Origin of the sequence: Streptococcus sp. KHUD_016 (genome assembly GCF_051106465.1) — a bacterium.
Taxonomy (GTDB): domain Bacteria; phylum Bacillota; class Bacilli; order Lactobacillales; family Streptococcaceae; genus Streptococcus.
Window position 1 is genome coordinate 1,537,347 of record NZ_CP193663.1, and the last position, 26,294, is coordinate 1,563,640.

The window sequence follows — 26,294 nt, forward strand, 5'->3', positions numbered from 1 at the left end:
TCAGTTACTTTGGATAAGTCCTCGAGCTATTAGTATTAGTCCGCTACATGTGTCGCCACACTTCCACTTCTAACCTATCTACCTGATCATCTCTCAGGGCTCTTACTGATATATAATCATGGGAAATCTCATCTTGAGGTGGGTTTCACACTTAGATGCTTTCAGCGTTTATCCCTTCCCTACATAGCTACCCAGCGATGCCTTTGGCAAGACAACTGGTACACCAGCGGTAAGTCCACTCTGGTCCTCTCGTACTAGGAGCAGATCCTCTCAAATTTCCTACGCCCGCGACGGATAGGGACCGAACTGTCTCACGACGTTCTGAACCCAGCTCGCGTGCCGCTTTAATGGGCGAACAGCCCAACCCTTGGGACCGACTACAGCCCCAGGATGCGACGAGCCGACATCGAGGTGCCAAACCTCCCCGTCGATGTGAACTCTTGGGGGAGATAAGCCTGTTATCCCCAGGGTAGCTTTTATCCGTTGAGCGATGGCCCTTCCATACGGAACCACCGGATCACTAAGCCCGACTTTCGTCCCTGCTCGAGTTGTAGCTCTCGCAGTCAAGCTCCCTTATACCTTTACACTCTGCGAATGATTTCCAACCATTCTGAGGGAACCTTTGGGCGCCTCCGTTACCTTTTAGGAGGCGACCGCCCCAGTCAAACTGCCCGTCAGACACTGTCTCCGATAGGGATAACCTATCCGGGTTAGAGTGGCCATAACACAAGGGTAGTATCCCAACAACGTCTCCTTCGAAACTGGCGTCCCGATCTCATAGACTCCTACCTATCCTGTACATGTGGTACAGACACTCAATATCAAACTGCAGTAAAGCTCCATGGGGTCTTTCCGTCCTGTCGCGGGTAACCTGCATCTTCACAGGTACTAAAATTTCACCGAGTCTCTCGTTGAGACAGTGCCCAAATCATTACGCCTTTCGTGCGGGTCGGAACTTACCCGACAAGGAATTTCGCTACCTTAGGACCGTTATAGTTACGGCCGCCGTTTACTGGGGCTTCAATTCATACCTTCGGATTACTCCTAAGCACTCCTCTTAACCTTCCAGCACCGGGCAGGCGTCACCCCCTATACATCATCTTACGATTTAGCAGAGAGCTGTGTTTTTGATAAACAGTTGCTTGGGCCTATTCACTGCGGCTGACTTAAAGTCAGCACCCCTTCTCCCGAAGTTACGGGGTCATTTTGCCGAGTTCCTTAACGAGAGTTCTCTCGCTCACCTGAGGCTACTCGCCTCGACTACCTGTGTCGGTTTGCGGTACGGGTAGAGTATGTTTAAACGCTAGAAGCTTTTCTTGGCAGTGTGACGTCACTAACTTCGCTACTAAACTTCGCTCCCCATCACAGCTCAATGTTATAGATATAAGCATTTGACTCATATCACACCTCACTGCTTAGACAGACACTTCCATTCGTCTGCTTTAGTTAGCCTACTGCGTCCCTCCATCACTACATACTCTAGTACAGGAATATCAACCTGTTGTCCATCGGATACACCTTTCGGTCTCTCCTTAGGTCCCGACTAACCCAGGGCGGACGAGCCTTCCCCTGGAAACCTTAGTCTTACGGTGGACAGGATTCTCACCTGTCTTTCGCTACTCATACCGGCATTCTCACTTCTATGCGTTCCAGCACTCCTCACGGTATACCTTCTTCACACATAGAACGCTCTCCTACCATACCTATAAAGGTATCCACAGCTTCGGTAAATTGTTTTAGCCCCGGTACATTTTCGGCGCAGGGTCACTCGACTAGTGAGCTATTACGCACTCTTTGAATGAATAGCTGCTTCTAAGCTAACATCCTAGTTGTCTGTGCAACCCCACATCCTTTTCCACTTAACAATTATTTTGGGACCTTAGCTGGTGGTCTGGGCTGTTTCCCTTTCGACTACGGATCTTAGCACTCGCAGTCTGACTGCCGACCATAATTCATTGGCATTCGGAGTTTATCTGAGATTGGTAATCCGGGATGGACCCCTCACCCAAACAGTGCTCTACCTCCAAGAATCTTTATGTCGACGCTAGCCCTAAAGCTATTTCGGAGAGAACCAGCTATCTCCAAGTTCGTTTGGAATTTCTCCGCTACCCACAAGTCATCCAAGCACTTTTCAACGTGCCCTGGTTCGGTCCTCCAGTGCGTCTTACCGCACCTTCAACCTGCTCATGGGTAGGTCACATGGTTTCGGGTCTACGACATGATACTAAGGCGCCCTATTCAGACTCGGTTTCCCTGCGGCTCCGTCTCTTCAACTTAACCTCGCATCATATCGTAACTCGCCGGTTCATTCTACAAAAGGCACGCTCTCACCCATTAACGGGCTCGAACTTGTTGTAGGCACACGGTTTCAGGTTCTATTTCACTCCCCTCCCGGGGTGCTTTTCACCTTTCCCTCACGGTACTGGTTCACTATCGGTCACTAGGGAGTATTTAGGGTTGGGAGATGGTCCTCCCAGATTCCGACGGGATTTCACGTGTCCCGCCGTACTCAGGATACTGCTAGGTACAAAGACTATTTTAAATACGAGGCTATTACTCTCTTTGGCTGATCTTCCCAAATCATTCTTCTATAATCTTTGAGTCCACATTGCAGTCCTACAACCCCGAAGAGTAAACTCTTCGGTTTGCCCTCCTGCCGTTTCGCTCGCCGCTACTAAGGCAATCGCTTTTGCTTTCTCTTCCTGCAGCTACTTAGATGTTTCAGTTCACTGCGTCTTCCTCCTCACATCCTTAACAGATGCGGGTAACAGGTAGTACCTGTTGGGTTCCCCCATTCGGAAATCCCTGGATCATCGCTTACTTACAGCTACCCAAGGCATATCGTCGTTTGTCACGTCCTTCTTCGGCTCCTAGTGCCAAGGCATCCACCGTGCGCCCTTATTAACTTAACCTTATTTTTTGACCTTTCAGTCATAAACTCTTTTAATACTACAGCGTTTCGGTTTATTTTCTTGTTACTATTTGATATAGATATTCAATTTTCAATGTGCATTACTTGGTGATCTCTCACCAATGGAGCCTAGCGGGATCGAACCGCTGACCTCCTGCGTGCAAAGCAGGCGCTCTCCCAGCTGAGCTAAGGCCCCACAAGACCTCTCAAGACTAAACAAGACCAATGTGCAGTTCCTTATCCTTAGAAAGGAGGTGATCCAGCCGCACCTTCCGATACGGCTACCTTGTTACGACTTCACCCCAATCATCTATCCCACCTTAGGCGGCTGGCTCCTAAAAGGTTACCTCACCGACTTCGGGTGTTACAAACTCTCGTGGTGTGACGGGCGGTGTGTACAAGGCCCGGGAACGTATTCACCGCGGCGTGCTGATCCGCGATTACTAGCGATTCCGACTTCATGTAGGCGAGTTGCAGCCTACAATCCGAACTGAGACTGGCTTTAAGAGATTAGCTTGCCGTCACCGGCTTGCGACTCGTTGTACCAGCCATTGTAGCACGTGTGTAGCCCAGGTCATAAGGGGCATGATGATTTGACGTCATCCCCACCTTCCTCCGGTTTATTACCGGCAGTCTCGCTAGAGTGCCCAACTGAATGATGGCAACTAACAATAGGGGTTGCGCTCGTTGCGGGACTTAACCCAACATCTCACGACACGAGCTGACGACAACCATGCACCACCTGTCACCTCTGTCCCGAAGGAAAACTCTATCTCTAGAGCGGTCAGAGGGATGTCAAGACCTGGTAAGGTTCTTCGCGTTGCTTCGAATTAAACCACATGCTCCACCGCTTGTGCGGGCCCCCGTCAATTCCTTTGAGTTTCAACCTTGCGGTCGTACTCCCCAGGCGGAGTGCTTAATGCGTTAGCTGCGGCACTAAACCCCGGAAAGGGTCTAACACCTAGCACTCATCGTTTACGGCGTGGACTACCAGGGTATCTAATCCTGTTTGCTCCCCACGCTTTCGAGCCTCAGCGTCAGTTACAAGCCAGAGAGCCGCTTTCGCCACCGGTGTTCCTCCATATATCTACGCATTTCACCGCTACACATGGAATTCCACTCTCCCCTCTTGCACTCAAGTTAAACAGTTTCCAAAGCGTACTATGGTTAAGCCACAGCCTTTAACTTCAGACTTATCTAACCGCCTGCGCTCGCTTTACGCCCAATAAATCCGGACAACGCTCGGGACCTACGTATTACCGCGGCTGCTGGCACGTAGTTAGCCGTCCCTTTCTGGTAAGATACCGTCACAGTGTGAACTTTCCACTCTCACACTCGTTCTTCTCTTACAACAGAGCTTTACGATCCGAAAACCTTCTTCACTCACGCGGCGTTGCTCGGTCAGACTTCCGTCCATTGCCGAAGATTCCCTACTGCTGCCTCCCGTAGGAGTCTGGGCCGTGTCTCAGTCCCAGTGTGGCCGATCACCCTCTCAGGTCGGCTATGTATCGTTGCCTTGGTGAGCCGTTACCTCACCAACTAGCTAATACAACGCAGGTCCATCTGGTAGTGATGCAATTGCACCTTTTAATTGACTATCATGCAATAATCAATTTTATGCGGTATTAGCTATCGTTTCCAATAGTTATCCCCCGCTACCAGGCAGGTTACCTACGCGTTACTCACCCGTTCGCAACTCATCCAGAGAAGCAAGCTCCTCCTTCAGCGTTCTACTTGCATGTATTAGGCACGCCGCCAGCGTTCGTCCTGAGCCAGGATCAAACTCTCATTAAAAGTTTGAGTTCTCACTCATTTCTGTCACTGACAGATTTATTGTTTTTCATTGTTCAGTACTATAACATCAGTTATAGTGCCCTGCACATTGGTTCGTCTTGTTCAGTTTTCAAAGGTCTTTGTCACTCATTCTCTCTCAAGCGACAACTATATTAGTATATCACAGCCATCTGTCTCTGTCAACAGATTTTTTAAACTTTTTTCAAGTTTTTTTAACCGCAATACACCATAGTCCGTACGGGATTCGAACCCGTGTTACCGCCGTGAAAAGGCGGTGTCTTAACCCCTTGACCAACGGACCTGAGCTTTTCGACTCTTTCTATTATACCTTCTTTTCTCCCTTTGTCAATAGGTTTGTTAGATTTATTTTTGATTTTTATAATAAATTTTTTGAAGAGGTTATCCTAAATATTACTATCTTCTATAGTATTTTAGTCCCCTAGAAAGAACTTACAAGCTTTTTCGTTTCACCAACTTCACGACCGCCTCTGTCCGTGCGGTGTGAGGAAACATATCGACTGACTGAATGTAGTGGAGGTCGTATACTTTCACAAGTTTAACCAAATCTCGTGCTAAGGTTGAAACATTACAAGATACATAGACCATCTTTTCTGGAACATAGGTTAGGATGGTATCTAATAACTTGTCATCTAAACCCGTTCGAGGAGGGTCGACTATCAGGGCATCAGCCCTATAGCCCTCTTGATACCAGCGGGGAATAATCTCTTCTGCAGTCCCAGCTTCATAATAGGCGTTATCAAATCCCATTCTCTGGGCATTTCGCTTGGCATCTTCAATGGCTTCCGGGATAATGTCCATTCCTCTGAGGCTCTTGACCTTCTTCGCGAAAGCAAATCCAATCGTCCCAACACCGCAATAGGCATCAATCAAATGATCTTCTTCACTAACATCTAGGGCCTTAACCGCTTGACTATAGAGAATCTCGGTCTGCTCAGGATTGAGCTGATAGAAGGCTCGAGGGGAGAGAGAAAACTCATAGTCGAGTACTCCTTCTTGAATACTCTCTTGGCCCCAGATAATTTCTGTCTTTTCTCCATAGATTTCACTTGTTTTTGCTGTATTTGTATTGACTGCAACCGTCACAACCTCTGGAAAATCCTTGACGAGGTCTTTGACTAGTTGATTTAAATTCAGCTGGCGATTTGTGACGATGATGATCTGAACTTGTCCAGTTTTTCTTGCCCGACGTACCATGATGATGCGAACACCTAGCGTTTTTCTCTCATCGGTAATGGGAATTTGATGGTAAGTGAGAAGCTCAGCTAGGCGATTCGCAATCACTTGGGTTTCCTTATCTTGTACCAAGCAGTCTTTCAACTCTACGAGGTAATGAGAGTTTTGTGCATACAAGCCTGCCTTGACCTGATTGTTAAATTTTCGTGTTTGAAATTGCAGTTTTGCTCTGTAATATTTTGGTTCTGACATTCCGATAGTTGGACGGATTTCATAGTTTTCATATCCTGCAGGAGCAAATTTTTTCAAGGCTTGGTGGAGCAAATCTGTTTTAAACTCTAACTGTTTATCATAGTGGAGATGCATAATTTGACATCCGCCACATTCGTTATAAATGGTACAGGCTGGGACTACTCTGAATTTGGACTTTTTATTAACTTTGAGTAACTTTGCTTCTACAAAGTTACGTTTAATAGAAGTAATCTGACAATAGATATCTTCTCCCTTGAGGGCACCTGGCACAAAAACGAGGGTTTTCTGGTAAAAACCGATTCCCTCACCATTGATGCCCATACGCTTGATTTTTAAAGGTATTTTTTGTTTGACTTTTAGATTCATAAGTCTATTATACCACGTAGTTTCTCAATGGTTAAGAATATGTTACAATAAAACTATGAATACAAAGACATCTCATTTTCCCCCATTGGATTTTCCTGAGCAATTACGAACTTATATAGAGGGAGCAACCCTTTCTGACAGCTCTTCTCATTCAGGCGCAACGGTTCTCTATCTTGATTCAGGTTACTATTTGAAAATTGATCAAAAGAGAAGATTAGAGCGAGAAGCTGCCATTGCAAGGTGGTTTGAAACTAAAGGACTGGGAACTCCAGTTATCGACTACTTATCTACAGATAAAGACTACCTTTTAACAAAAGAAGCGCCTGGCAAAGATGCCCTTGCCTTTCTGGATCAGCCAGAAACAATTTGCCGAACCATGGCACATGCCCTTAAAAAACTTCACAACTTACACCCACACAATTTTCCATCAGAAAATCATTTACAAACCTATAAAGATAGAGCTTTGAAAAACTATGAAAAAGGCGAGTTCTATGCCAAGGCCATCCTACCCCAATTTCAGATTAATAGTCGCGAAGAGGCCTTCCAACTCATCCAAGAACAAGGACACCTTTTAAAGACTGATGCCTTTATTCACGGTGATGCCTGTCTACCAAACTTTATTCTAAAAGATGCTAGCCGTTTCTCTTGCTTTATTGATCTAGGCTTGGCTGATTTTAGTGATCGTCATATCGATCTCTTTTGGGCAGTTTGGTCTCTAAACTATAACCTAGATAACCCTAAATACGCTGAACTGTTTCTTGACTATTACGGCAGAGAAGAGGTCGACACAAACAAACTTCGACTCGTTGCTGCCTTTGAAGCATTTGGATAAAAGGAAACCATGAAAATCACAAAACTCGAAAAGAAAAAACGCCTCTACTTGATGGAGTTAGATGGACAGCAAACCTCTTATATCACGGAAGATACCATCGTCCGTTTTATGTTGTCTCGAGATAAGGTCATTAGCAAAGAGGAACTTACCGAGATTCAGGACTTTGCCCAGTTCTCTTATGGTAAAAATCTCGCCCTCTACCATCTATCATTTAAAGCTCGAACCGAAAAGGAAGTTCGTGAGTATCTGAAAAAGTATGATCTTGATGAAAAAATCACTAGTCAAGTTATCGCTAATCTTAAAGAAGATAACTGGATTAATGATCGTCAGTATGTCTACTCTATTATCAACGCAAATCAACTTTCTGGAGATAAGGGACCCTATGTGCTAGCTCAAAAACTGTCTCAAAAAGGGATTGTCAAATCAACTATTGAAGATGTTTTAAAGGATTTTGATTTTTCAGAGGTTGCTCAACGTGTGGCGGAGAAACTTCTTAAAAAATACAATGGAAAACTTCCCGCTCGTGCCTTGCAGGATAAAATTATTCAAAACTTGACGAACAAAGGCTTCTCCTATTCTGATGCTAAAATTGCTTTTGATGACTTGGATAGTCAAGTTGACCAAGAAACGACTCAAGAGCTCATTTTTAATGAACTGGATAAACAGTATTCTAATTATGCTCGAAAGTATGAAGGATACGAACTTAAACAACGTTTAACCCAAGTTTTAGCTCGAAAAGGCTATGATTTTTCGGATATAGCCAGCGCTCTCAGAGAATATCTTTAGTATTTTCGTGTAAAATTCAAAAAAATTAGACCAATTTATGATATAATAGTAGACGATAAACTTATAAATTGTAGAAAGTTGGTTAGTTATGAAACTTCCAAAAGAAGGCGACTTTATTACAATTCAAAGTTATAAGCATGATGGGAGTCTCCACCGTACTTGGCGGGACACCATGGTACTAAAAACAACAGAGAACGCCATTATCGGCGTCAACGACCACACACTTGTTACCGAAAGTGACGGTCGTCGTTGGGTGACTCGAGAACCGGCTATTGTTTACTTTCACAAAAAATATTGGTTTAATATTATTGCCATGATTCGTGATAATGGGATTTCCTACTATTGCAATATGGCAAGTCCTTACTATCTAGATGAGGAAGCCCTGAAATACATTGATTATGATTTGGATGTCAAGGTCTTTACTGATGGTGAAAAGCGTCTCTTGGACGTTGAAGAGTATGAGCGCCATAAACGCAAAATGAAGTATTCTGATGATTTAGACTATATTTTGAAAGAACATGTTAAAATCCTTGTTGATTGGATCAACAATGGACGCGGTCCTTTCTCAGAGGCCTATGTCAACATTTGGTACAAACGCTACATAGAACTAAAGAATCGGTAAAGTTGTCAAACCGGGGTGAGAGCCCTGGTTTTTTATTTGAAAAACCCAGCCTAGAAGCTGGGTTAATTGCTATATATCTAATTTAGTGACAGTAAACTTGATATGGGAATAATCTTTTTCAACATCCTTATCTAACAGGAAAGCCGTGGCATCCTTCTTAACCTGAACAAGATCAATGTTCTGGGCTTGAGCTGCATAGACGCATCCACAATAGCATTGACGATAGATATCATACTCCTCACACATCTCCACTGAACGTTTGTAGCCTTGATTTTTCTTGAAATCACTTGGAAGATAGTGGGTTGTGTAAATCTTTTGCACATCAATTCCGATGCTGTTGATGGTTTGAGAATTCTTATGGGGACTGATGGTCAAAGCTGAACCAAAGTAGTCAAAGCCCAAGTCCATAGCTACCTGTGCTGTTTTGTCCAAACGGTAGTCAAAACAAACCTTGCAACGGTCACCACCTTCGGGTTCTTCTTCTAGTCCTCTAACTAACTTCCGGTATTCATTGGGTTCATATGGGGCTTCTAAATACTGGACCGTATTTCCTGTTCGCTCATTGAAATCACTGACAAATTTCTTGGTGACGTAAGCTCGCTTGTGGTATTCTGCCTTGGGATGGATGTTAGAATTGGCAAAATAGATGGTCACATCCGCGTACTTGGTCAGATACTCTAGGGTGTAGGTACTACAAGGAGCACAGCAAACATGCATGAGAATAGTTGGCCGTTGCTCTTTTTTTTCCCAAACCTGAACCATTTTTTGCATGACACGGTCATAATTAATCTTCTGATTGGGATTCATCTTGCTCAGAATTTCTTCTACATCGATCATGTTCTTCTCCTTTTTCTAGTCTTATTTTATCATATAAGTTAGGAGAGCTCAAATCAATTTTAGAAGAGAAAACCATAAAAGGAGGGATTATGTTCCCTCCTTTTGTGGTTTTTATAAGTTGCTTTTACATCATCCCGCCCATCATGCTTGGATCCATTGCTGGAGCTGGGGCTACTGGTTCTGGTTTATTGGCTACGACTGCTTCTGTTGTCAAAATCAAGCTGGCTACAGATGCTGCATTTTGAAGGGCTGAACGGCTCACTTTCACTGGGTCAATGATTCCTTCTTCAATCATGTTGACCCATTCGCCAGTTGCTGCGTTGAAGCCTGTACCAACTTCAGCATTCTTCAAGCGGTCAATAACAATAGAACCTTCGAATCCCGCATTGTGAGCGATTTGACGAACAGGTTCTTCCAAGGCACGGAGAACAATATTGCGTCCTGTCGCTTCATCTCCTGTCAATTCCAAATCAGCTACGGCTGGAATGACATTGGCAAGAGCTGTTCCACCACCTGCAACGATTCCTTCTTCAACGGCTGCACGAGTAGCGTTGAGGGCATCTTCAATGCGGAGTTTCATTTCTTTCAACTCAGTTTCAGTTGCAGCACCGACCTTGATGACTGCGACACCACCTGACAATTTAGCCAAGCGTTCTTGGAGTTTTTCACGGTCGAATTCAGAAGTTGTGGTTTCGATTTGTGACTTGATAACCGCAACACGGTGTGAAATGGCTTCAGGATTGCCAGCACCTTCTACGATAACCGTGCTGTCTTTGTCCACAGTCACTCTAGCGGCTTGACCTAGCGCCTCAATCGTCGCGTCTTTCAACTCAAGACCAAGGTCTTCTGTGATGACGGTTCCGCCTGTCAAGATAGCGATGTCTTCTAACATAGCCTTACGACGGTCACCAAAGCCAGGAGCTTTGACAGCAACGACATTGAAAGTTCCACGAATCTTGTTCAAAACAAGGGTTGGAAGAGCTTCGCCATCCACATCATCTGCAACAATCAAGAGTGGGCGATTGCTTTGGAGAATGCTTTCTAGCAATGGCAAGATTTCTTGAATATTGGAAATCTTCTTATCAGTAATCAAAATGTATGGATTTTCAAGGTCCGCCACCATCTTTTCGCTATCTGTTACCATGTACTGTGAAAGGTAACCGCGGTCAAACTGCATTCCTTCTACGACTTCAAGTTCTGTTTCCATACCACGTGACTCTTCAATGGTGATAACACCGTCTTTACCAACTTTTTCCATAGCTTCAGAGATGTATTCGCCGACTTTTTCAGAACGAGAAGATACAGCGGCAACCTGAGCGATGGCTTCTTTATTGGCAACAGGGATGGCATTGTTTTTCAAGGCTTCTACAGCTGCGGCAACCGCTGCTTCAATCCCCCGGCGGATACCGATTGGATTAGCACCTGCTGTGACGTTTTTGATTCCTTCGCGGACGATTGCTTGAGTCAAGACTGTTGCAGTTGTCGTTCCGTCACCTGCGATATCATTGGTTTTTGAAGCTACTTCTGATACCAATTTGGCACCCATATTTTCAAAATGGTCTTCCAACTCGATTTCTTTGGCAATGGTCACCCCGTCATTGGTAATCAATGGTGAGCCAAATGATTTTTCCAACACAACATTACGACCTTTTGGTCCCAAGGTTACTTTGACAGTGTCTGCAAGGATATCGACACCACGGACCATAGCTGAACGAGCATCAGATGAAAATTTAATTTCTTTTGACATACTTACTTTCTCCTTCTATTCTTCAATGATAGCCAAGATGTTAGCTTCGCCAACGATGATGTACTTCTCATCGCCATCTTTGATATCAATACCAGCGTGGGCTTCAACTAAGACACGGTCTCCAGCCTTAACGCTTGGAGCAACCAAGTCACCGTTCAAGGTACGAACCCCTTGTCCAGTAGCTACAACTTGGGCTGTTTTTGTTTTTTCTTGGGCTGAGCCCGCAAGGACAAAGCCTCCAACAGTTTGTTCTTTTTCTTCGATTTTCAAGACCACACGGTCTCCTAATGGTTTCAACATCTGTTTTCCTCCATGATAAACTACATATTATTAGCACTCTTTATATATGAGTGCTAATTCATAGTTCTATTGTATCACTTGGTCAGAAATAGTCAAGAAAAAAGTCTGACTTTAGCAAGATAAAAAGCCTGAGACCAACTCAGACTTTTCAATGTTTATACTCAATGAAAATCAAAGAGCAAACTAGGAAGCTAGCCGCAGGTTGCTCAAAGCACTGCTTTGAGGTTGTAGATAAGATTGACCAAGTCAGTTACCTATACCCACGGCAAGGTGAAACTGACGTGATTTGAAGAGATTTTCGAAGAGTATTAAAATGGCAATTCCTCCTCTTCCAAGACCAAATCTGCCAAATCCTGTCCAGCGTTATTTTCACGCATAGCACGTTGGGCGCGGCTTTCCAAGAGTTGGAATCCTGTGGCAAGGACTTCAGTCACATAGTTCATCTGGCCATTTTTCTCAAAGCGACGGGTACGAAGTTCTCCATCCACAGAGATAAGACTACCTTTAGTTGCGTAGCTTGCCAAGGTTTCAGCCAATTTTCCCCAAAGAACCAAATTGACAAAATCAGCTTCACGTTCCCCATTTTGGTCTTTGTAACGACGGTTCACAGCGATAGTTGCACGCGCTACTGACTTGTCATTGTTGGTTTTGTGCAATTCTGGTGTAGACGTTAAACGTCCAATAAGAATAACTTTATTATACATATTTTCTTCCTCCTACTTATCTATTCGTAAGGAATCAAAAAAAGTTACAAAAATTTGTAACTTTTCGAGAAAATTTTTTATTTTTTATGCACCATGAAACCTGTCGCCTGTTGATTGGCCATAATGGCCATATCTGTAATCTGCATACGACGAGGCTGACTGGTCACATAGACCACTGTATCTGCAATATCCTGAGCTTGCAGGGCCTCAATTCCCTGATAGACGGTTGCAGCACGCTCTTTGTCACCGTGGAAACGAACTGTAGAGAAATCTGTTTCGACAATCCCTGGCTGAATGGTGGTCACCTTGATATTCGTTGCGATGGTATCAATTCGCAAACCATCTGAAAAAGTCTTGACAGCAGCCTTGGTGGCTGAGTAAACAGCTGCCCCAGCATAGGCATAGATTCCTGCGGTCGATCCCATATTGATAATATGACCTTGATTGGCTGCTACCATAGAAGGCAAGAAACAGCGAGTGACTGCCATCAACCCCTTGACATTGGTATCCAACATGGTCAACATGTCCAACTCTTCATAGTCTTGATAGGGAGCCAAGCCAAGAGCTAGTCCAGCGTTATTGACCAAGATATCAATCTGACCTATCGTTTCTAGAATATCGGAACAGACAGTCTTGACCATGGTCATATCCGTCACATCTAATGAAAAGGTCCAAACTGTTTGATTTGGAAAAGTTTCTGCAAACTCTGACTTGAGGGCCTCTAGTCTGTCTGTCCGTCGCCCTGTTAGAACGACATTCTCCCCCTGCTCTAGATAAGCACGCGCAATCGCTTCACCGATTCCTGAGGTCGCTCCTGTAATCACTACATTTTTCGCCATCTTATCCCCCTCTATCTGGTCTATCAAATACCGACAATTTCCTAGGCAGTCCAGTGTTTGGCTGGGTCAAATGGAGTTCCGACAACTTGGTCTTCTGATAATTCAATAACACCACGTTTTTGCGGAGCATTTGGCAGATGCAATTCACGAGGGCTACACATCATGCCAAAACTCTTTTCACCACGAAGTTCGCCTGGGAAAATGAGATTGCCTTTTGGCATCATCGCTCCAGGAAGAGCTACAATGGTTTTCAGCCCAACACGCGCATTAGGTGCTCCTGCAACGATTTGCACTGTCTTGTCACTTGCGACTGCAACTTGGCAGATGTTGAGGTGATCACTATCAGGATGAGCTACCATCTCGACAATTTCACCAACAACAAACTTAGGTTCCTTGTCATTGACAATCTCTTCTGCAAAGCCTTCCGCCTGCAATTCTTGGTTCAAACGAGCGACTTGCTCATCTGTCAAAAAAACTTGGCCGCGCTCTGCAATTTCAAAGAAACTTGAAACTTCGAAAATATTCCAAGCTACTGTTTCTCCATTTTCTTTGAGGAAAACTCGGGCACCCTTGCCTTTGCGCTCCACATCCAGTTTAGCATCTCCGCTATTTTTAACGATGACCATAAGTACATCGCCAACATGTTCTTTGTTATATGTAAAAATCATTCTTTCCTTTTTCTCCTATTTCAGTCCTGCTAAAAAGTCGTTAATTTGTTGCTTGCTTTTACGGTCACGGTTGACAAAACGGCCGATTTCCTTGTCCTTTTCTAGCACAACAAGGCTAGGAATGCCATACACATCCCAGAGTTTGGCCAGATCCAGATACTGGTCCCGGTCCACTCGAATAAAGGTGAACTCTGGATTGGTCTCCTCAATCTCTGGCAAGGCTGGATAGATATAACGACAATCGCCACACCAGTCCGCCACAAAAAGGAAGACCTTCTTGCCATCTTGCTCGACAAAACCTGCAAACTCTTCTATACTATTGGGAGTAATCATAAGGCTTCCTCCTCATAGACTAGGTCTTCATTTTCATAGACAAAGGTATAGTGACGACCATCCTCGAAAATGACTCCTCCGACAAGTCGCTCAAGGCTACTTTCGTAGACTTGAACATAGAGAGTCGCAATCTCACCCATATCTGAGAAAAGTTCGCGCACGATAGCGGTCAACTCTTCTTGCGTCTTCATCAGTTTGTGGTTATCTGCTGCTTTTTTGGCACCCAAAGCGAGGGCACTTAGACCAGCCACAGTCAAGCCAGTCATCCATAATTTCTTAGCTTTCATACCATTCATTGTAACACAAAAAGGGCTCTAGGACAAATAGGGAAGCCGCAGAAAAGTAAGTAAAAAGCCCCTTCCTTAAAGGAAAAGGACTTCTTATACTCAAAGAGCAAACTAGGAAACTAGCCGCAGGTTGCTCAAAACAGTGTTTTGAGGTTGTGGATAGAACTGACGAAGTCAGTAACCATACCTACGGTAAGGCAATGCTGATGTGGTTTGAAGAGATTTTCGAAGAGTATTATTCTTATTGCCAGGCACCTGAGTTGCCAACGTAGTAGCCATCTGGTGTGTAAGTATTGCGAAGCATCTTACCTGATGAAGCTAGATAATACCACTTACCATTGTCTTTGACCCAATCATTCGCAATCATGGCACCAGAAGAACTTACATAATACCATTCTCCCTTGTCAAAAATCCAAGTGCTTGCTTTCATAGAGCCTGAAGTTGATAAATAGTACCACTTGCCTTGGTCGTAAAGCCAATCACTAGCAATCATAGCTCCTGATGATTTAAAGACATACCAGTTGCCACCTTGATAGAGCCAAGTTTGATTAAACATAATCCCTTTATCATTCATAAAGTACCAAGTTCCATTGTCTTTAACCCAAGCATTTTGAACTAGTTGGCCTTGTTTTTGATAGTACCAATTTTGGTCTGATTTTAGCCAGCTTTCTGCTTTTACAATCGGATAAAGTTCTCGGAAGGCTCCTCCCCCCTTGTAGGAATGACTGATAGATTCTGGTTTTGTAAGTTTTAACTCACCATTGTCATGGTCTTTCCAAGCATAAACTTTTTGACCATTGATAGTCTCTGGTAAGGTAGCAGTGTAGGTCTTGGTTTGATAGTCCCATTTTGTATCAAGGTAGGTGTAATGGTCTTTTGATTCTTCAATACGGTAGTAGCCACTTTTCTCACCATTATATACATCATCTACCACTTTAGAGGACCAGGTCTTTACTTCATTTCCACTCTTGGCCTCGACCTTGATATCTCCTCTATAGCCATAAGGTACGTAGAAATTCAGGTAACGCCCCTCTGTACCGACCATAGACTTGTCCTTTTCTTGGCCTAGGAAATTGACTGTCTGATCTTGACCATTGAGACTGACCATCCACTCGATTTTCTCAGTTTTTGGCAAATCCAAGACTTTGATATCTACTTCATGGCCATTATTAAATCGAAGAATTTTGCCATCTTGATACTTAACCCCACCCTTAATAACCCATTCTTCTTGCAATTCGAATGCTTTTCCTGAATGAGGGAAAGCCAGTAAAGCTAAACCTGTTAGAGACAAACAAAATAGTGTGATTTTTTTCATTGTATATCCTCCTTAGGAATTATTATATTAATTATATCACTATCTATTTTTTTTGCAAATCTTATCCTAAATATGCTAGAAGAAACCTCTGAGATTATTCTCAGAAATTAGAAGATAACTAGTTACTATTTTCAACTGCTGCAGTGACAAAGGCTGTGTAGAGTTCCTCTGGACGGTTTGGACGGCTGGAAAGTTCAGGGTGATACTGACACGCCACAAAGAATTTATTTTCAGGTAGCTCCACAATTTCTACCAAACGATTATCTGGAGAAACTCCTGAGAAGACAAAACCTGCTGCCTCAAACTGTTCACGAAAGGCGTTGTTAAACTCATAACGGTGACGGTGACGGCGTTGCACCACTTCTTGATTATGATAAGCAGCCGCTGCTTTAGAACCACGTTTTAACTTAGACGGATAAAGTCCCAAACGAAGGGTGCCACCCATATCCTCAACATCAACCTGATCACGCATGATATCAATGATAGGGTATTTTGTATCAGAATCAAGCTCTGCAGAATTGGCACCTTCAAGACCCAAAACGTGGCGAGCAAACTCGATACAAGTCAACTGCATTCCCAAGCAGACACCCAACATTGGAACATCATTCTCACGCGCATAGCGGATGGCTTGGATTTTTCCTTCTGTACCACGTTGGCCAAAACCTCCTGGTACGATGATTCCGTCCGCATCAGACAAGAGTTCTGCCACATTCTCTACTGTCACATCATTGGCGTTGATCCAATTAATCTTCACTTCTGCGTCGTTGGCATAACCAGAGTGTTTCAAGGCTTCAACCACTGAGATGTAGGCATCTTGCAACTCCACATACTTACCGACAAGGAAAATTTTAACTTGTTTTTTCAGGTTCATGACCTTGTCCACCATAGCTGACCATTCTGTCATATCCGCTGCTGGTGCGTCTAGTTTCAAATGGTCACAGACAATTTGGTCCATGCCTTGACCCTGCAAGTTCAATGGAATTTGGTAAAGGTGTTCGACATCCAAAGACTCGATAACAGCTTCTGGAGCTACGTCACAGAACTGAGCTAGTTTATTTTTAATTCCTTGACCAGCTGGTTTTTCTGTACGAATGACCAACATATTTGGCTGGATTCCCAAACCACGCAATTCTTTTACAGAATGCTGAGTCGGCTTGGTCTTCATCTCACCAGCAGCCTTGAGGTAAGGAAGCAAGGTTGTATGGATGTACATGACGTTATCTGCCCCCACATCTGCCTTCATCTGACGAAGGGCCTCTAGGAATGGCAAGGATTCGATATCTCCAACTGTTCCACCAACCTCTGTGATAATGACATCAGAGTCAGTCGTTACAGCAGCACGCTTGATTTTTTCTTTCAAAGCATCTGTGATATGAGGAATGACTTGGACAGTTGCACCAAGGTATTCACCACGACGTTCCTTACGAAGAACTTCACTGTAGATTTTACCAGTTGTCACGTTGGAATATTTGTTGAGATTGATATCGATGAAACGTTCGTAGTGACCCAAGTCCAAATCTGTCTCAGCCCCATCATCTGTCACAAAGACTTCCCCGTGCTGATAAGGACTCATGGTTCCCGGATCGATATTGATATAAGGGTCAAACTTTTGAATGGTTACTTTTAGACCACGATTTTTCAAGAGACGACCCAGACTTGCTGCCACAATCCCTTTCCCAATAGACGATACCACACCACCAGTTACAAAAATATATTTCGTAGACATAAATTCCTCTTTCTAAAATGCTCAAGGCCTTGTTAACTACGAGGGGACATAGAAAACAAGACCCTTATGAATAACGACTTTTCAAGAAAACTTCCTGAAAAACAAAAATAGCTCCCTAGTAACTAGGGAGCCCCGACCTCTAAAAGAGGTGCCCGAACAATATAATACCTCAAAGCAGATCATTTGTCAACCCGAATCGGTAAAACCTGAAAATAAGAAGATTACTTTCAGAAAACCAACTAAAGATCTACAACCTAACGGATAATCTGCTCAAGGAACGAAAAAGGAGATCTTACGATCTCCTCTGTGAAGTCTTTTACTCTTCTTCACTCGTTTCAGTATCATCGTCAGAAAACTCGTCGTCTTCTTCGTTAAGATCCACGTCTTCACCCAAGTCATCAGGGGCGATTTCGTTGATTTCTGCATCGTAAGCTTCCACTTCATTTTTCTCATCATCTGGATTTTCATCATCATATGAAAGAGCTGGGTCTGCTTCGTATGCATCTTCATCTTCTGGATCATCTGCATTGTAGTCAATGGCATCTGAATCACCATCCATAAAGGCATTGACACGTTTTTTCTTAGCTTTTGGTGCTACTTCGTCGTCGTCACTTTCTTCAAGAGCGATGATTTCTTCGTCGATTTCGTCCACACCGTACCATGAACGAAGGCCCCATTTGTTGTCTCCAAGAGAGATGAAGCTACCATCAAAGTTCAACTCTGTGTAGAACAAAGGTAAAGCTTCGCGGATATCGCTGTTTGATGTTCCAAGGTAGTTTTGAATTTCGTTTACAAGATCACTAAAATGCATCTCATGATCGCGACCACGAAGTTCCAAGATAGCACGCGCTACCTCAATCATAGATAGTTCACTTTTTTCTTGCCCAGCAAATACTTCTAATTCCAAAGCGTTTCTCCTCATTTTTACTACTATCGCCAGAGCGAACAGACTCTGACCTCATTTTATCATGTACTCTTTATTGTACGATAATTTTGCGGAATAGTCAAAGGTTAAGAAAAAATAAAGATGAAATATTTCAGCTAATTGAAAGACCTGTGTAACATGACCACAGGTATATTGATTTATTTATAACTCAAGGCTGCAACTCCAATACCAACCACAAACTGCAAGAGGATTCCTACAGAGATAAAGGATTATTTGTTGCATCAAATCAAGTAAAAAGATCATTTCAGGTCCTGCCAGTAACTTCGTTTTCTTTCCTTTATTTCATTTTCCCTAGAATAGTGAAAAATCCTTCTCTTGTTAATGAGTTTCATAAGAAAAAGGCTGGAGAATCCAACCTTCTCTATTTATTCAGCTAAGAGTACTTCTTTGATGGTTTGCTTTTGGAGTTTTCTGTTGGATAGATAAAAGAGACTTTCATAAACCACAGCAAAACCGATCAAAGTCCAGAAGCAAACATTCCCATCAAAGTGATGCTCAATCTTTTCAGGAACCGTATCTTTGATCACACCAATCAAGATTTCCACGATAGCGTACTGATAAGCCGTCCCAAGAACAAATCCTAGATAGGCCCAGAAACGATAGGGAGATAAGATATGACCTTGGCATTCACGATCTGTGTAGCCAAAAGCCTTCATAAGAGCCAGGGTTTCGCGACTTTCTGAGACGACAATCCCCAATGACAAAAAGAGAATAGAGAAAGAAAGGATCAAGCCAATCATGATCATCATGGTTTGGATGATATCATCTGTGTAGTCCCTTAGACCAAAGGACAATTGAACCATGGCCGCAAAACACATAGAGCCAAAGACTACAAAAAACAGGATCGATTTTCTCCCCCAAATCAGCGACGAAGACAGCTCTTTTAGGAAGGATTTTTCTTTCTTAGGAGCACTTTTTTCCCTTTTGACCTTAATCGGTGTTGGGGATTTTTTCAATAGGTGAAGGGCCGGCGTTTGTAGTTGTCTTCTAGCATAGCCAATCGCAAGAACCATAAAGAAAGTCGCTGGCAGTATCACTAAAGCGATCAAGAGCTGCCAGTGAAAATGAATGGTAATTTCTGGCAAAATCCTCTTCTCATTGCGAAAGTCATAAAAATGTCCCATCATTAGAAAAGAAGCTAAATAGCCAAGAAGCGCTCCAACTCCAAAACTGAGTCCAAAAGCCCAAAATCGTTTAGCCAACTGGCCATTGCTATAGCCTAAAGCCTTTAAAATCCCTAATTGTTCCTTGTGATCATCGACAAATTGTTTGATATAAAAGCACATGAGAAGGATCGACGTCAAGGACAAGACAACCCCACTGACCATGGCCACCATCCAGGAAAGTGAAACCTGGGCATCATAATAGGCCGTAATCATCGGATTGGTTTTAGAAATCTCCAACTGCTCGATATCAAGATAAAAATTCAAAAAGAGATTGGCCACAAAAACCGCACAGGCTCCAATGATACTGACGACAACTAATTTTCGAATATCTTTTACTGAAAACATGGCTTACCATCCAATCTCATAAGCAGTCTGTGGCTGATCATTGGTCACAACTTCAGTAATTTTGCCACTATTGACGCGAATGATGCTTCTGGCCATATCCGCAATATTTTGGTTGTGTGTCACCATGATTAGGGTAAAGCCTAGCTTTTCCTTCAACTTCCAGATATAGTCGAGAATCTTGCGCCCCGTTTCTTCATCCAGGGCTCCCGTCGGCTCATCTAAGAAAAGAATCTCTGGCTTTTTGGCCAAGGCTCGAGCAATGGAGACTCTCTGCTGTTCCCCACCCGACAATTCACTTGGATACTTGTCCAGCTTATCACCAAGACCCAAATCCTCAATGATCTGCAAAAAATCATGATTACTTGCCAGATCAGCTCCCATCTTTACATTTTGTCTAACCGTTAGATTCGGCAATAAATAATACTGCTGAAAAATAAAGGCAATCTTCTCACGTCTAAAGGCTGTCAATTGAGCATCCGCGAGTTGTGATAAATCTTGCCCTTGAATGAGGATATGCCCCTCGTCTACCTTTTCTAAACCTGACAAAACGTTTAAGAGAGTTGACTTGCCTGATCCAGAAGGACCTAGGATAACCACATCATCTTGGTGTTGAATCTGCAAGTCAATCCCTTTTAAAACCTTGGTTTGACCGTAACTTTTGTGCACATTTTCTAGTTGAATCATTTTTTTCCTACCATTTCTTTGATGAGCGATTGACAAACCTCTGTCAGTGATCCAATTACTTCTTCCATGCTGAATTGATAAATACCAGAAGCAACCATAGAGGCCATCCCGTGTGAGTAGATAAATAGATGCTGGTACAAGCGACTAGCCTCCTCTACAGTCAAAGGATAGTCTGCGACAATCGAATCCAGAACCAATTGGTAACTATGATCCTTCATGGGAAGAAAATCTTGAAAGCGACGAATGGGATCTTTGCTAGGATTTTGGAAAAGCAATTGAAAGAGTTGGGGCTCTTTTGAGGCGAAAAGGATATAAGCAACCCCGACAGATCGAAAAGGCTTTTCATCTTCTAAGGCCTTGCGAATATACTCCACCACGACCATTTCCGCAGCACCAATAACCTCTGCTTGTAACTCGGCCATATTGGCAAATTGCCCAAAAATCACTCTCGGTGTGGCTCCCAGTTTCTCCGCTAATGCTCGAGCTGTCAAACTAGCTATTCCCTCTTCTCTCACCAATTGTAAAGCTGTACCAATGATAGTCTCTTTACTAAATTTAACCTTTGGTGGCATAAGACTCCTTTCGTGCAACATTCGTTGCGCAACACTTGTTGCATAAAAGGATACCATAAAAAGAAAGACTTGTCAAGAAAAAACTGTAAAACACAAAACAAAAAACAGAGGACTTTTTATTTCTTTGCTACCCATCCGATAGCATCGTGAGGTGGGTTTTCGGTGTCAATCCAGATGAATTCAATTCCAATTTCCCCGTTTTTGAATTTGGTCAATCGAATACCGTTGATTTCTAGTTCATTGAGTCGTTGACCTGTCAAGACTTCTCGTTTCTTCAACTGGAAAAGTTAAGGGGAACTAATATAAATCTTCAAGACTTCTGTATTCTATAACTTCATTCTTTATAATGCTCTTTTTGAATTCAAAATGATTCAAAGGATTATCAATTAACACTATCTTGGGAATATCATCTAGGTTAGTAACTAAGGATAAAATAAAATCTGATTTAAATTCTTTGGCTTTTTCATATTCTCTGGAAGTCAATCGAATGCGACCCTTAGGTTTTCGAATTCCTTTAACTTCGGCAAGATAAGAATGTTCTTGAACATCTACTTGGAAATCATATCCATCACCATAAAGACGGGCATCGGTTAACTGTCCACCTTGAAATTTTTCTTCTTTATCAAAATGAAGGATAAAATAATTCTCTGCCTCCATTCCCGTTTCTTGTAGACGTTTGAATTTAGTTCGAACTATTGGCTTTTCAACAATGGTTACACCTGTTTTCTTCCCTTCGCTTGCGAGTAACATTTTAACGATTTCTGCATAACTGTGAACATCTTCATTCCCAAACATCATGTCAATTAAATCTTTACGAAAACGGTAGACTTCAGCTTTTTGCCACCAGCCTTTTCGATTGTTGTCAAAATAAGGGTCGAATAAATCCATTCTATTTTTAACTACCCCAGTTGTTTTTGCGATGCCCAAAGAAACTATATAACGATAAAACTCAGATTTACTAGAGCATTGAAACTCTTTTATAAACAACTTATCAAATTTGGCAAGACCATAGCCAATTAAATTTAACAATTCATAATGAGGGTGTTTGGACATAACTTTCTCCATCAATAGATATTGATTTCATTATACAAAAAAACACGGCTTACCACCGTGTTTCTTTATTTATTTCACCAGTTTCTTCATCTCATCAATACGTGCTACGGTCGCGTCGTATTTGGCTTGGTAGTCGGCTTGTTTGTCGCGTTCTTTTTGGACGACTTCTGGTTTGGCGTTGGCTACGAAGCGTTCGTTAGAGAGCTTCTTACCAACCATATCCAGTTCTTTTTGCCATTTAGCCAGTTCCTTATCGAGACGAGCGAGTTCTTCTTCGACATTGAGGAGGTCTGCGAGTGGCAAGTAGATTTCTGCTCCTGTGATGACGCTTGACATTGCGAGTTCAGGTGCAGGGATGGTTGATGCGATTTCCAAGTGTTCTGGATTTGTGAAGCGTTTGATGTAGTTGACATTGCTGTTAAAGAAGGCTTCCAAGTCGCTATCGCTTGTCTTAACAAGGATAGTGATAGGCTTGCTTGGTGCAACGTTTACTTCTGCACGCGCATTACGAACAGCACGGATCAAGTCTTTAAGGCTTTCTACACCAGTGTGAGCAGCGAGGTCTTCAAAGGCTGGATTAACAGTTGGGTATTCTGCTGTAACGATAGAACCTTCTGAGATTTGTCCAAAGATTTCCTCTGTCACGAATGGCATGATTGGGTGAAGGAGACGAAGGATCTTGTCCAAAGTGTAAAGGAGAACAGAACGTGTGATGACTTTCTCTTCTTCGTTATCGCTATAAAGGACTTCCTTAGTCAACTCAACATACCAGTCCGCAAACTCGTCCCAGATGAAGTTGTAGAGGATGTGTCCAGCAACACCAAATTCAAACTTGTCAAAGTTTTCAGTAACTTTGCCGATCGTTTCATTGAGGTTGTGGAGAATCCAGCGGTCTGTGACGTTTCCAGCTTCCTTGTTGGTAACTTTTTCGACATTGGCAGTTGCTTGCTCAAGGGTCAAGCCTTCATTGTTCATGAGGATGTAGCGAGAGATGTTCCAGATCTTGTTAATGAAGTTCCATGAAGCATCCATTTTCTCGTAAGAGAAGCGCACGTCTTGTCCTGGGGCAGAACCGTTTGAAAGGAACCAACGAAGGCTATCTGTTCCGTACTTATCAATAACATCCATTGGATCAATCCCGTTACCGAGAGATTTCGACATCTTGCGTCCTTGCTCATCACGAATGAGACCATGAATTAAGGCATTTTTGAATGGCGACTTGCCAGTAAATTCCAAACCTTGGAAAATCATCCGAGACACCCAGAACGGAATAATATCATAACCAGTCACCAAAGTTGATGTTGGATAATAACGTTTAAAGTCTTCTAAATCGACATCAGGCCAGCCCATGGTCGAGAATGGCCAAAGGGCAGAACTGAACCACGTATCCAAGACATCTTCGTCCTGAGTCCATCCGTCACCTTCAGGTGCTTCTTCGCCGACATATATTTCACCCTCAGCATTGTACCAAGCAGGGATTTGGTGACCCCACCAGAGCTGACGAGAGATTACCCAGTCGTGGACATTTTCCATCCATTGGAGGAAGGTATCGTTGAAACGAGGTGGGTAGAATTCTACCTTGTCCTCTGTGTCTTGGTTGGCAATGGCATTTTTCGCCAATTGGTCCATCTTGACGAACCATTGCGTAGACAAGCGCGGTTCAACCACAACACCTGTACGCTCTGAGTGACCAACACTGTGGACACGTTTTTCGATTTTAACAAGGGCACCGATTTCTTCCAACTTAGCAACGACTGCCTTACGAGCTTCAAAACGGTCCATGCCTGCAAATTCGAAGGCCAAGTCATTCATGGTTCCGTCGTCGTTCATGACGTTAACTTGTGGCAAGTTATGACGTTGACCAACCAAGAAGTCGTTTGGATCGTGAGCAGGCGTGATTTTCACGACACCAGTACCAAACTCAGGATCTGCGTGTTCATCCCCAACGATTGGGATCAATTTATTAGCGATTGGAAGGATAACATTTTTACCGATCAAGTCCTTGTAGCGTGGGTCTTCTGGATTTACCGCAACCGCAACGTCCCCAAACATGGTCTCAGGACGAGTTGTCGCCACTTCAAGGGCGCGTGAGCCGTCTTCTAGCATGTAGTTCATGTGGTAGAAGGCACCTTCGACGTCCTTGTGAATCACCTCGATATCAGAAAGGGCTGTGCGAGCTGCTGGGTCCCAGTTGATGATAAACTCACCACGATAGATCCAGCCTTTCTTGTAAAGCTCCACAAAGACCTTACGAACCGCTTTTGACAAGCCTTCATCAAGGGTAAAACGCTCACGAGAGTAGTCTACAGAGAGCCCCATCTTGCCCCATTGCTCCTTGATGGTCGTCGCATATTCGTCTTTCCATTCCCAGACTTTCTCGAGGAATTTCTCACGACCCAGGTCATAACGGCTGATGCCTTCGCCACGCAAGCGCTCCTCAACCTTAGCCTGAGTGGCAATCCCAGCATGGTCCATTCCTGGAAGCCAAAGTGTATCGAAGCCTTGCATGCGTTTTTGACGGATGATGATATCTTGCAAAGTTGTATCCCAAGCGTGACCAAGGTGGAGTTTACCAGTTACGTTTGGTGGTGGAATCACGATAGAATAGGGCTTAGCCTTTTGATCGCCTGAAGGCTTGAAAACATCGGCATCAAGCCATTTTTGGTAACGACCAGCCTCAACCTCGGCTGGATTGTATTTAGGTGAAAGTTGTTTAGACATGTGTGTTCTCCTTTAATTACTTTTATTGATAATTTTAACCAAACCAATTTTTGAAAGTTCAATATAAATCTCTTCAATTTCAGCAAATGCTGCAAGTGGTGACATAGTATAATTTCCAGGATTATATTTGAGATCGTACTTGCTTATCTTTGAAATATAATACCTAGAGTGTTTCAATTTTAATGATTCCAACTTTGATTTAATATCTACTAATGTATTATGGTTTAACTTTAAAAACAATTTATTATAATTACCATAGAGCTCTGTGAGAGCATTAAAGTATTCTTTCACTAGAGCTATAGCATCAATCTTAGATGTCTTTTGATTTAGTTTTATCAACTCCGCTTTCAATTTTTTCCATTTAAAGTTGGAATTTAAAAGATAATCTAAATCAATATAGAAATCGATTATAACAGTTTCATCATCTGGGCTAACAGCTTTTACTTCATTTATTGGCAAGTCAATATGTTGTGAATAATTCCTCAATGAATGACAAAATCGATAAGCAAAATTGGTATCATACTGATAGCTTGCAAAACCATGTATACAATCAAACTCCTCACTATCCTTGGAATATTTTTGTTTAATTTGGTTTTCATTAAAATCGACAAACAATTTTCCACTGGATAATAAATGAATCATGAAACGATTTACGTCTGCTTCTTCAATTTCTAATTCCTTTGACTCAAGTTTATTCTTAATACTTAAAAAATCTGAGACATCTGAAATAAACAATTCGAACATATTCTTGATTTTTTGAAAATCCTTTTGAATCTCAAAAATTTGGTTCGAGACTGACATTATTTCTTTGGTTGGTTCAATATCAGAGATGATAATACGTTTTTCATTGTTGTTAATTTCTAAATAAGCTAATCGCTCGATAATATCACTATCATTTAATTCAGCGTACTCCGCATCAATTTGACGTAACTGTTCCTCAGATAAAGAGCTTATTTCCTCTTTTACATCGCTCATCTTATTCCTTCCCACTCACTCTTCAAGAAATCCTATGTCTGACTGTCACAGAGTTCTTATCTGCTACTGTACAGATTCTTTCTGGCAACTCTGCTCTTGTCATCCTTCTACCTCGCTTTCTACAAAAAATCGTCCCTGCCATCTACATGACAGGGACGAATGTGTTTATCCGCGGTACCACCCAATTTCGGGCAAGGCCCGCAACTCTCGTCTTTATAATAAAAAGACAATATTATTTCATTTTCATCCATCAGCAACCAGTTTTGACACATTTGTGGACTTCTCAGCACCGCCACTTTCTGTAAAATGTGGGATTCAA

The 26,294-nt window shown here is 42.9% G+C and carries 22 protein-coding genes, 2 tRNA genes and 2 rRNA genes; 3 read left to right on the top strand and 23 right to left on the bottom strand.

The features are described 5' to 3' along the window. Positions 1-9: 9 nt before the first annotated feature. From ACORHV_RS07375 to rlmD, 5 genes are all read right to left on the bottom strand, one after another. Positions 10-2,912: ribosomal RNA gene (locus tag ACORHV_RS07375) — 23S ribosomal RNA — on the bottom strand. Positions 2,913-3,034: 122 nt separating this feature from the next. Beyond that, positions 3,035-3,107 (bottom strand) — tRNA-Ala (locus tag ACORHV_RS07380). Between the two features lie 51 nt (positions 3,108-3,158). Next, a 16S ribosomal RNA gene (locus tag ACORHV_RS07385) occupies positions 3,159-4,705 on the bottom strand. The 16S and 23S rRNA genes sit together here with 2 tRNA genes alongside, the layout of an rRNA operon. A 229-nt stretch (positions 4,706-4,934) precedes the next feature. Continuing rightward, positions 4,935-5,006 (bottom strand) — tRNA-Glu (locus tag ACORHV_RS07390). A gap of 149 nt (positions 5,007-5,155) precedes the next feature. Further along, the gene (gene rlmD / locus ACORHV_RS07395; RefSeq protein ID WP_434397967.1) at positions 5,156-6,517 is read right to left on the bottom strand and encodes a 23S rRNA (uracil(1939)-C(5))-methyltransferase RlmD; all 1,362 of its coding nucleotides are present in this window, start codon (positions 6,515-6,517) and stop codon (positions 5,156-5,158) included. Positions 6,518-6,572: 55 nt separating this feature from the next. Between rlmD and ACORHV_RS07400 the strand changes: the two genes are divergently transcribed. The 3 genes from ACORHV_RS07400 to ntdP all read left to right on the top strand — a co-directional run bounded on the left by ACORHV_RS07400 (position 6,573) and on the right by ntdP (position 8,757). Next, a complete protein-coding gene (locus ACORHV_RS07400; RefSeq protein WP_213988858.1) occupies positions 6,573-7,349 on the top strand; it encodes an aminoglycoside 3'-phosphotransferase in 777 nt (258 codons plus the stop codon). A 9-nt stretch (positions 7,350-7,358) separates the two neighbouring features. Continuing rightward, the gene (gene recX / locus ACORHV_RS07405) at positions 7,359-8,135 is read left to right on the top strand and encodes a recombination regulator RecX (protein ID WP_434397968.1); all 777 of its coding nucleotides are present in this window, start codon (positions 7,359-7,361) and stop codon (positions 8,133-8,135) included. Positions 8,136-8,223: 88 nt separating this feature from the next. Further along, entirely contained in the window at positions 8,224-8,757 is a 534-nt protein-coding gene (ntdP, locus tag ACORHV_RS07410; protein WP_000775318.1) for a nucleoside tri-diphosphate phosphatase, read from the top strand. A 69-nt stretch (positions 8,758-8,826) separates the two neighbouring features. On the opposite strand, the gene ACORHV_RS07415 is transcribed toward ntdP, so the two are convergent. From ACORHV_RS07415 to ACORHV_RS07500, 18 genes are all read right to left on the bottom strand, one after another. Further along, entirely contained in the window at positions 8,827-9,594 is a 768-nt protein-coding gene (locus ACORHV_RS07415; protein ID WP_434397969.1) for an epoxyqueuosine reductase QueH, read from the bottom strand. 124 nt (positions 9,595-9,718) lie between these two features. Beyond that, a complete protein-coding gene (groL, locus tag ACORHV_RS07420; RefSeq protein WP_434397971.1) occupies positions 9,719-11,341 on the bottom strand; it encodes a chaperonin GroEL in 1,623 nt (540 codons plus the stop codon). A 15-nt stretch (positions 11,342-11,356) separates the two neighbouring features. After that, a complete protein-coding gene (groES, locus tag ACORHV_RS07425; protein ID WP_000917319.1) occupies positions 11,357-11,641 on the bottom strand; it encodes a co-chaperone GroES in 285 nt (94 codons plus the stop codon). A 308-nt stretch (positions 11,642-11,949) separates the two neighbouring features. Then, entirely contained in the window at positions 11,950-12,345 is a 396-nt protein-coding gene (locus ACORHV_RS07430; RefSeq protein ID WP_000282436.1) for a single-stranded DNA-binding protein, read from the bottom strand. A 77-nt stretch (positions 12,346-12,422) separates the two neighbouring features. After that, positions 12,423-13,184, bottom strand: a complete 762-nt coding sequence (locus ACORHV_RS07435; RefSeq protein WP_434397974.1) for an SDR family NAD(P)-dependent oxidoreductase — start codon at positions 13,182-13,184, stop codon at positions 12,423-12,425. 41 nt (positions 13,185-13,225) lie between these two features. Further along, on the bottom strand, positions 13,226-13,852 hold the full coding sequence (gene ytpR / locus ACORHV_RS07440; RefSeq protein WP_434397976.1) for a YtpR family tRNA-binding protein: 627 nt from the start codon (positions 13,850-13,852) through the stop codon (positions 13,226-13,228). Positions 13,853-13,867: 15 nt separating this feature from the next. Then, positions 13,868-14,185 (bottom strand): thioredoxin family protein, encoded by a 318-nt coding sequence (locus ACORHV_RS07445; protein WP_434397978.1) that lies wholly within the window; start codon positions 14,183-14,185, stop codon positions 13,868-13,870. Further along, positions 14,182-14,481: a DUF4651 domain-containing protein gene (locus tag ACORHV_RS07450; protein ID WP_002879788.1), complete on the bottom strand. Its 300-nt coding sequence runs from the start codon at positions 14,479-14,481 to the stop codon at positions 14,182-14,184. Before ACORHV_RS07450 ends, ACORHV_RS07445 begins: the two co-directional genes overlap by 4 nt. A 232-nt stretch (positions 14,482-14,713) precedes the next feature. Beyond that, positions 14,714-15,787 carry an N-acetylmuramoyl-L-alanine amidase family protein gene (locus ACORHV_RS07455; RefSeq protein ID WP_162285018.1) on the bottom strand — a complete coding sequence of 358 codons (1,074 nt, stop codon included), beginning with the start codon at positions 15,785-15,787 and terminating at the stop codon, positions 14,714-14,716. Positions 15,788-15,905: 118 nt separating this feature from the next. Next, positions 15,906-17,513, bottom strand: coding sequence for a CTP synthase (locus tag ACORHV_RS07460; protein ID WP_434397981.1), 1,608 nt, complete (start codon positions 17,511-17,513; stop codon positions 15,906-15,908). Positions 17,514-17,829: 316 nt separating this feature from the next. Beyond that, positions 17,830-18,420 carry a DNA-directed RNA polymerase subunit delta gene (gene rpoE, locus ACORHV_RS07465; RefSeq protein ID WP_000418417.1) on the bottom strand — a complete coding sequence of 197 codons (591 nt, stop codon included), beginning with the start codon at positions 18,418-18,420 and terminating at the stop codon, positions 17,830-17,832. A 404-nt stretch (positions 18,421-18,824) separates the two neighbouring features. Further along, positions 18,825-19,970, bottom strand: coding sequence for an FtsX-like permease family protein (locus ACORHV_RS07470; RefSeq protein WP_434397983.1), 1,146 nt, complete (start codon positions 19,968-19,970; stop codon positions 18,825-18,827). Between the two features lie 3 nt (positions 19,971-19,973). Continuing rightward, positions 19,974-20,654 (bottom strand): ABC transporter ATP-binding protein, encoded by a 681-nt coding sequence (locus ACORHV_RS07475; RefSeq protein WP_434397985.1) that lies wholly within the window; start codon positions 20,652-20,654, stop codon positions 19,974-19,976. Then, entirely contained in the window at positions 20,651-21,226 is a 576-nt protein-coding gene (locus tag ACORHV_RS07480; RefSeq protein ID WP_434397987.1) for a TetR/AcrR family transcriptional regulator, read from the bottom strand. Before ACORHV_RS07480 ends, ACORHV_RS07475 begins: the two co-directional genes overlap by 4 nt. Positions 21,227-21,342: 116 nt before the next feature. Continuing rightward, a complete protein-coding gene (locus tag ACORHV_RS07485; protein ID WP_434397989.1) occupies positions 21,343-21,504 on the bottom strand; it encodes a hypothetical protein in 162 nt (53 codons plus the stop codon). Positions 21,505-21,523: 19 nt separating this feature from the next. Further along, on the bottom strand, positions 21,524-22,279 hold the full coding sequence (locus ACORHV_RS07490; protein WP_434397991.1) for a DUF3883 domain-containing protein: 756 nt from the start codon (positions 22,277-22,279) through the stop codon (positions 21,524-21,526). A 69-nt stretch (positions 22,280-22,348) separates the two neighbouring features. Beyond that, complete coding sequence (locus ACORHV_RS07495) at positions 22,349-25,000, bottom strand: valine--tRNA ligase (RefSeq protein WP_434397993.1); 2,652 nt, start codon at positions 24,998-25,000, stop codon at positions 22,349-22,351. A 12-nt stretch (positions 25,001-25,012) separates the two neighbouring features. Further along, entirely contained in the window at positions 25,013-25,975 is a 963-nt protein-coding gene (locus tag ACORHV_RS07500; RefSeq protein WP_084944857.1) for a ribosome-binding factor A, read from the bottom strand. Positions 25,976-26,294: the final 319 nt, after the last annotated feature.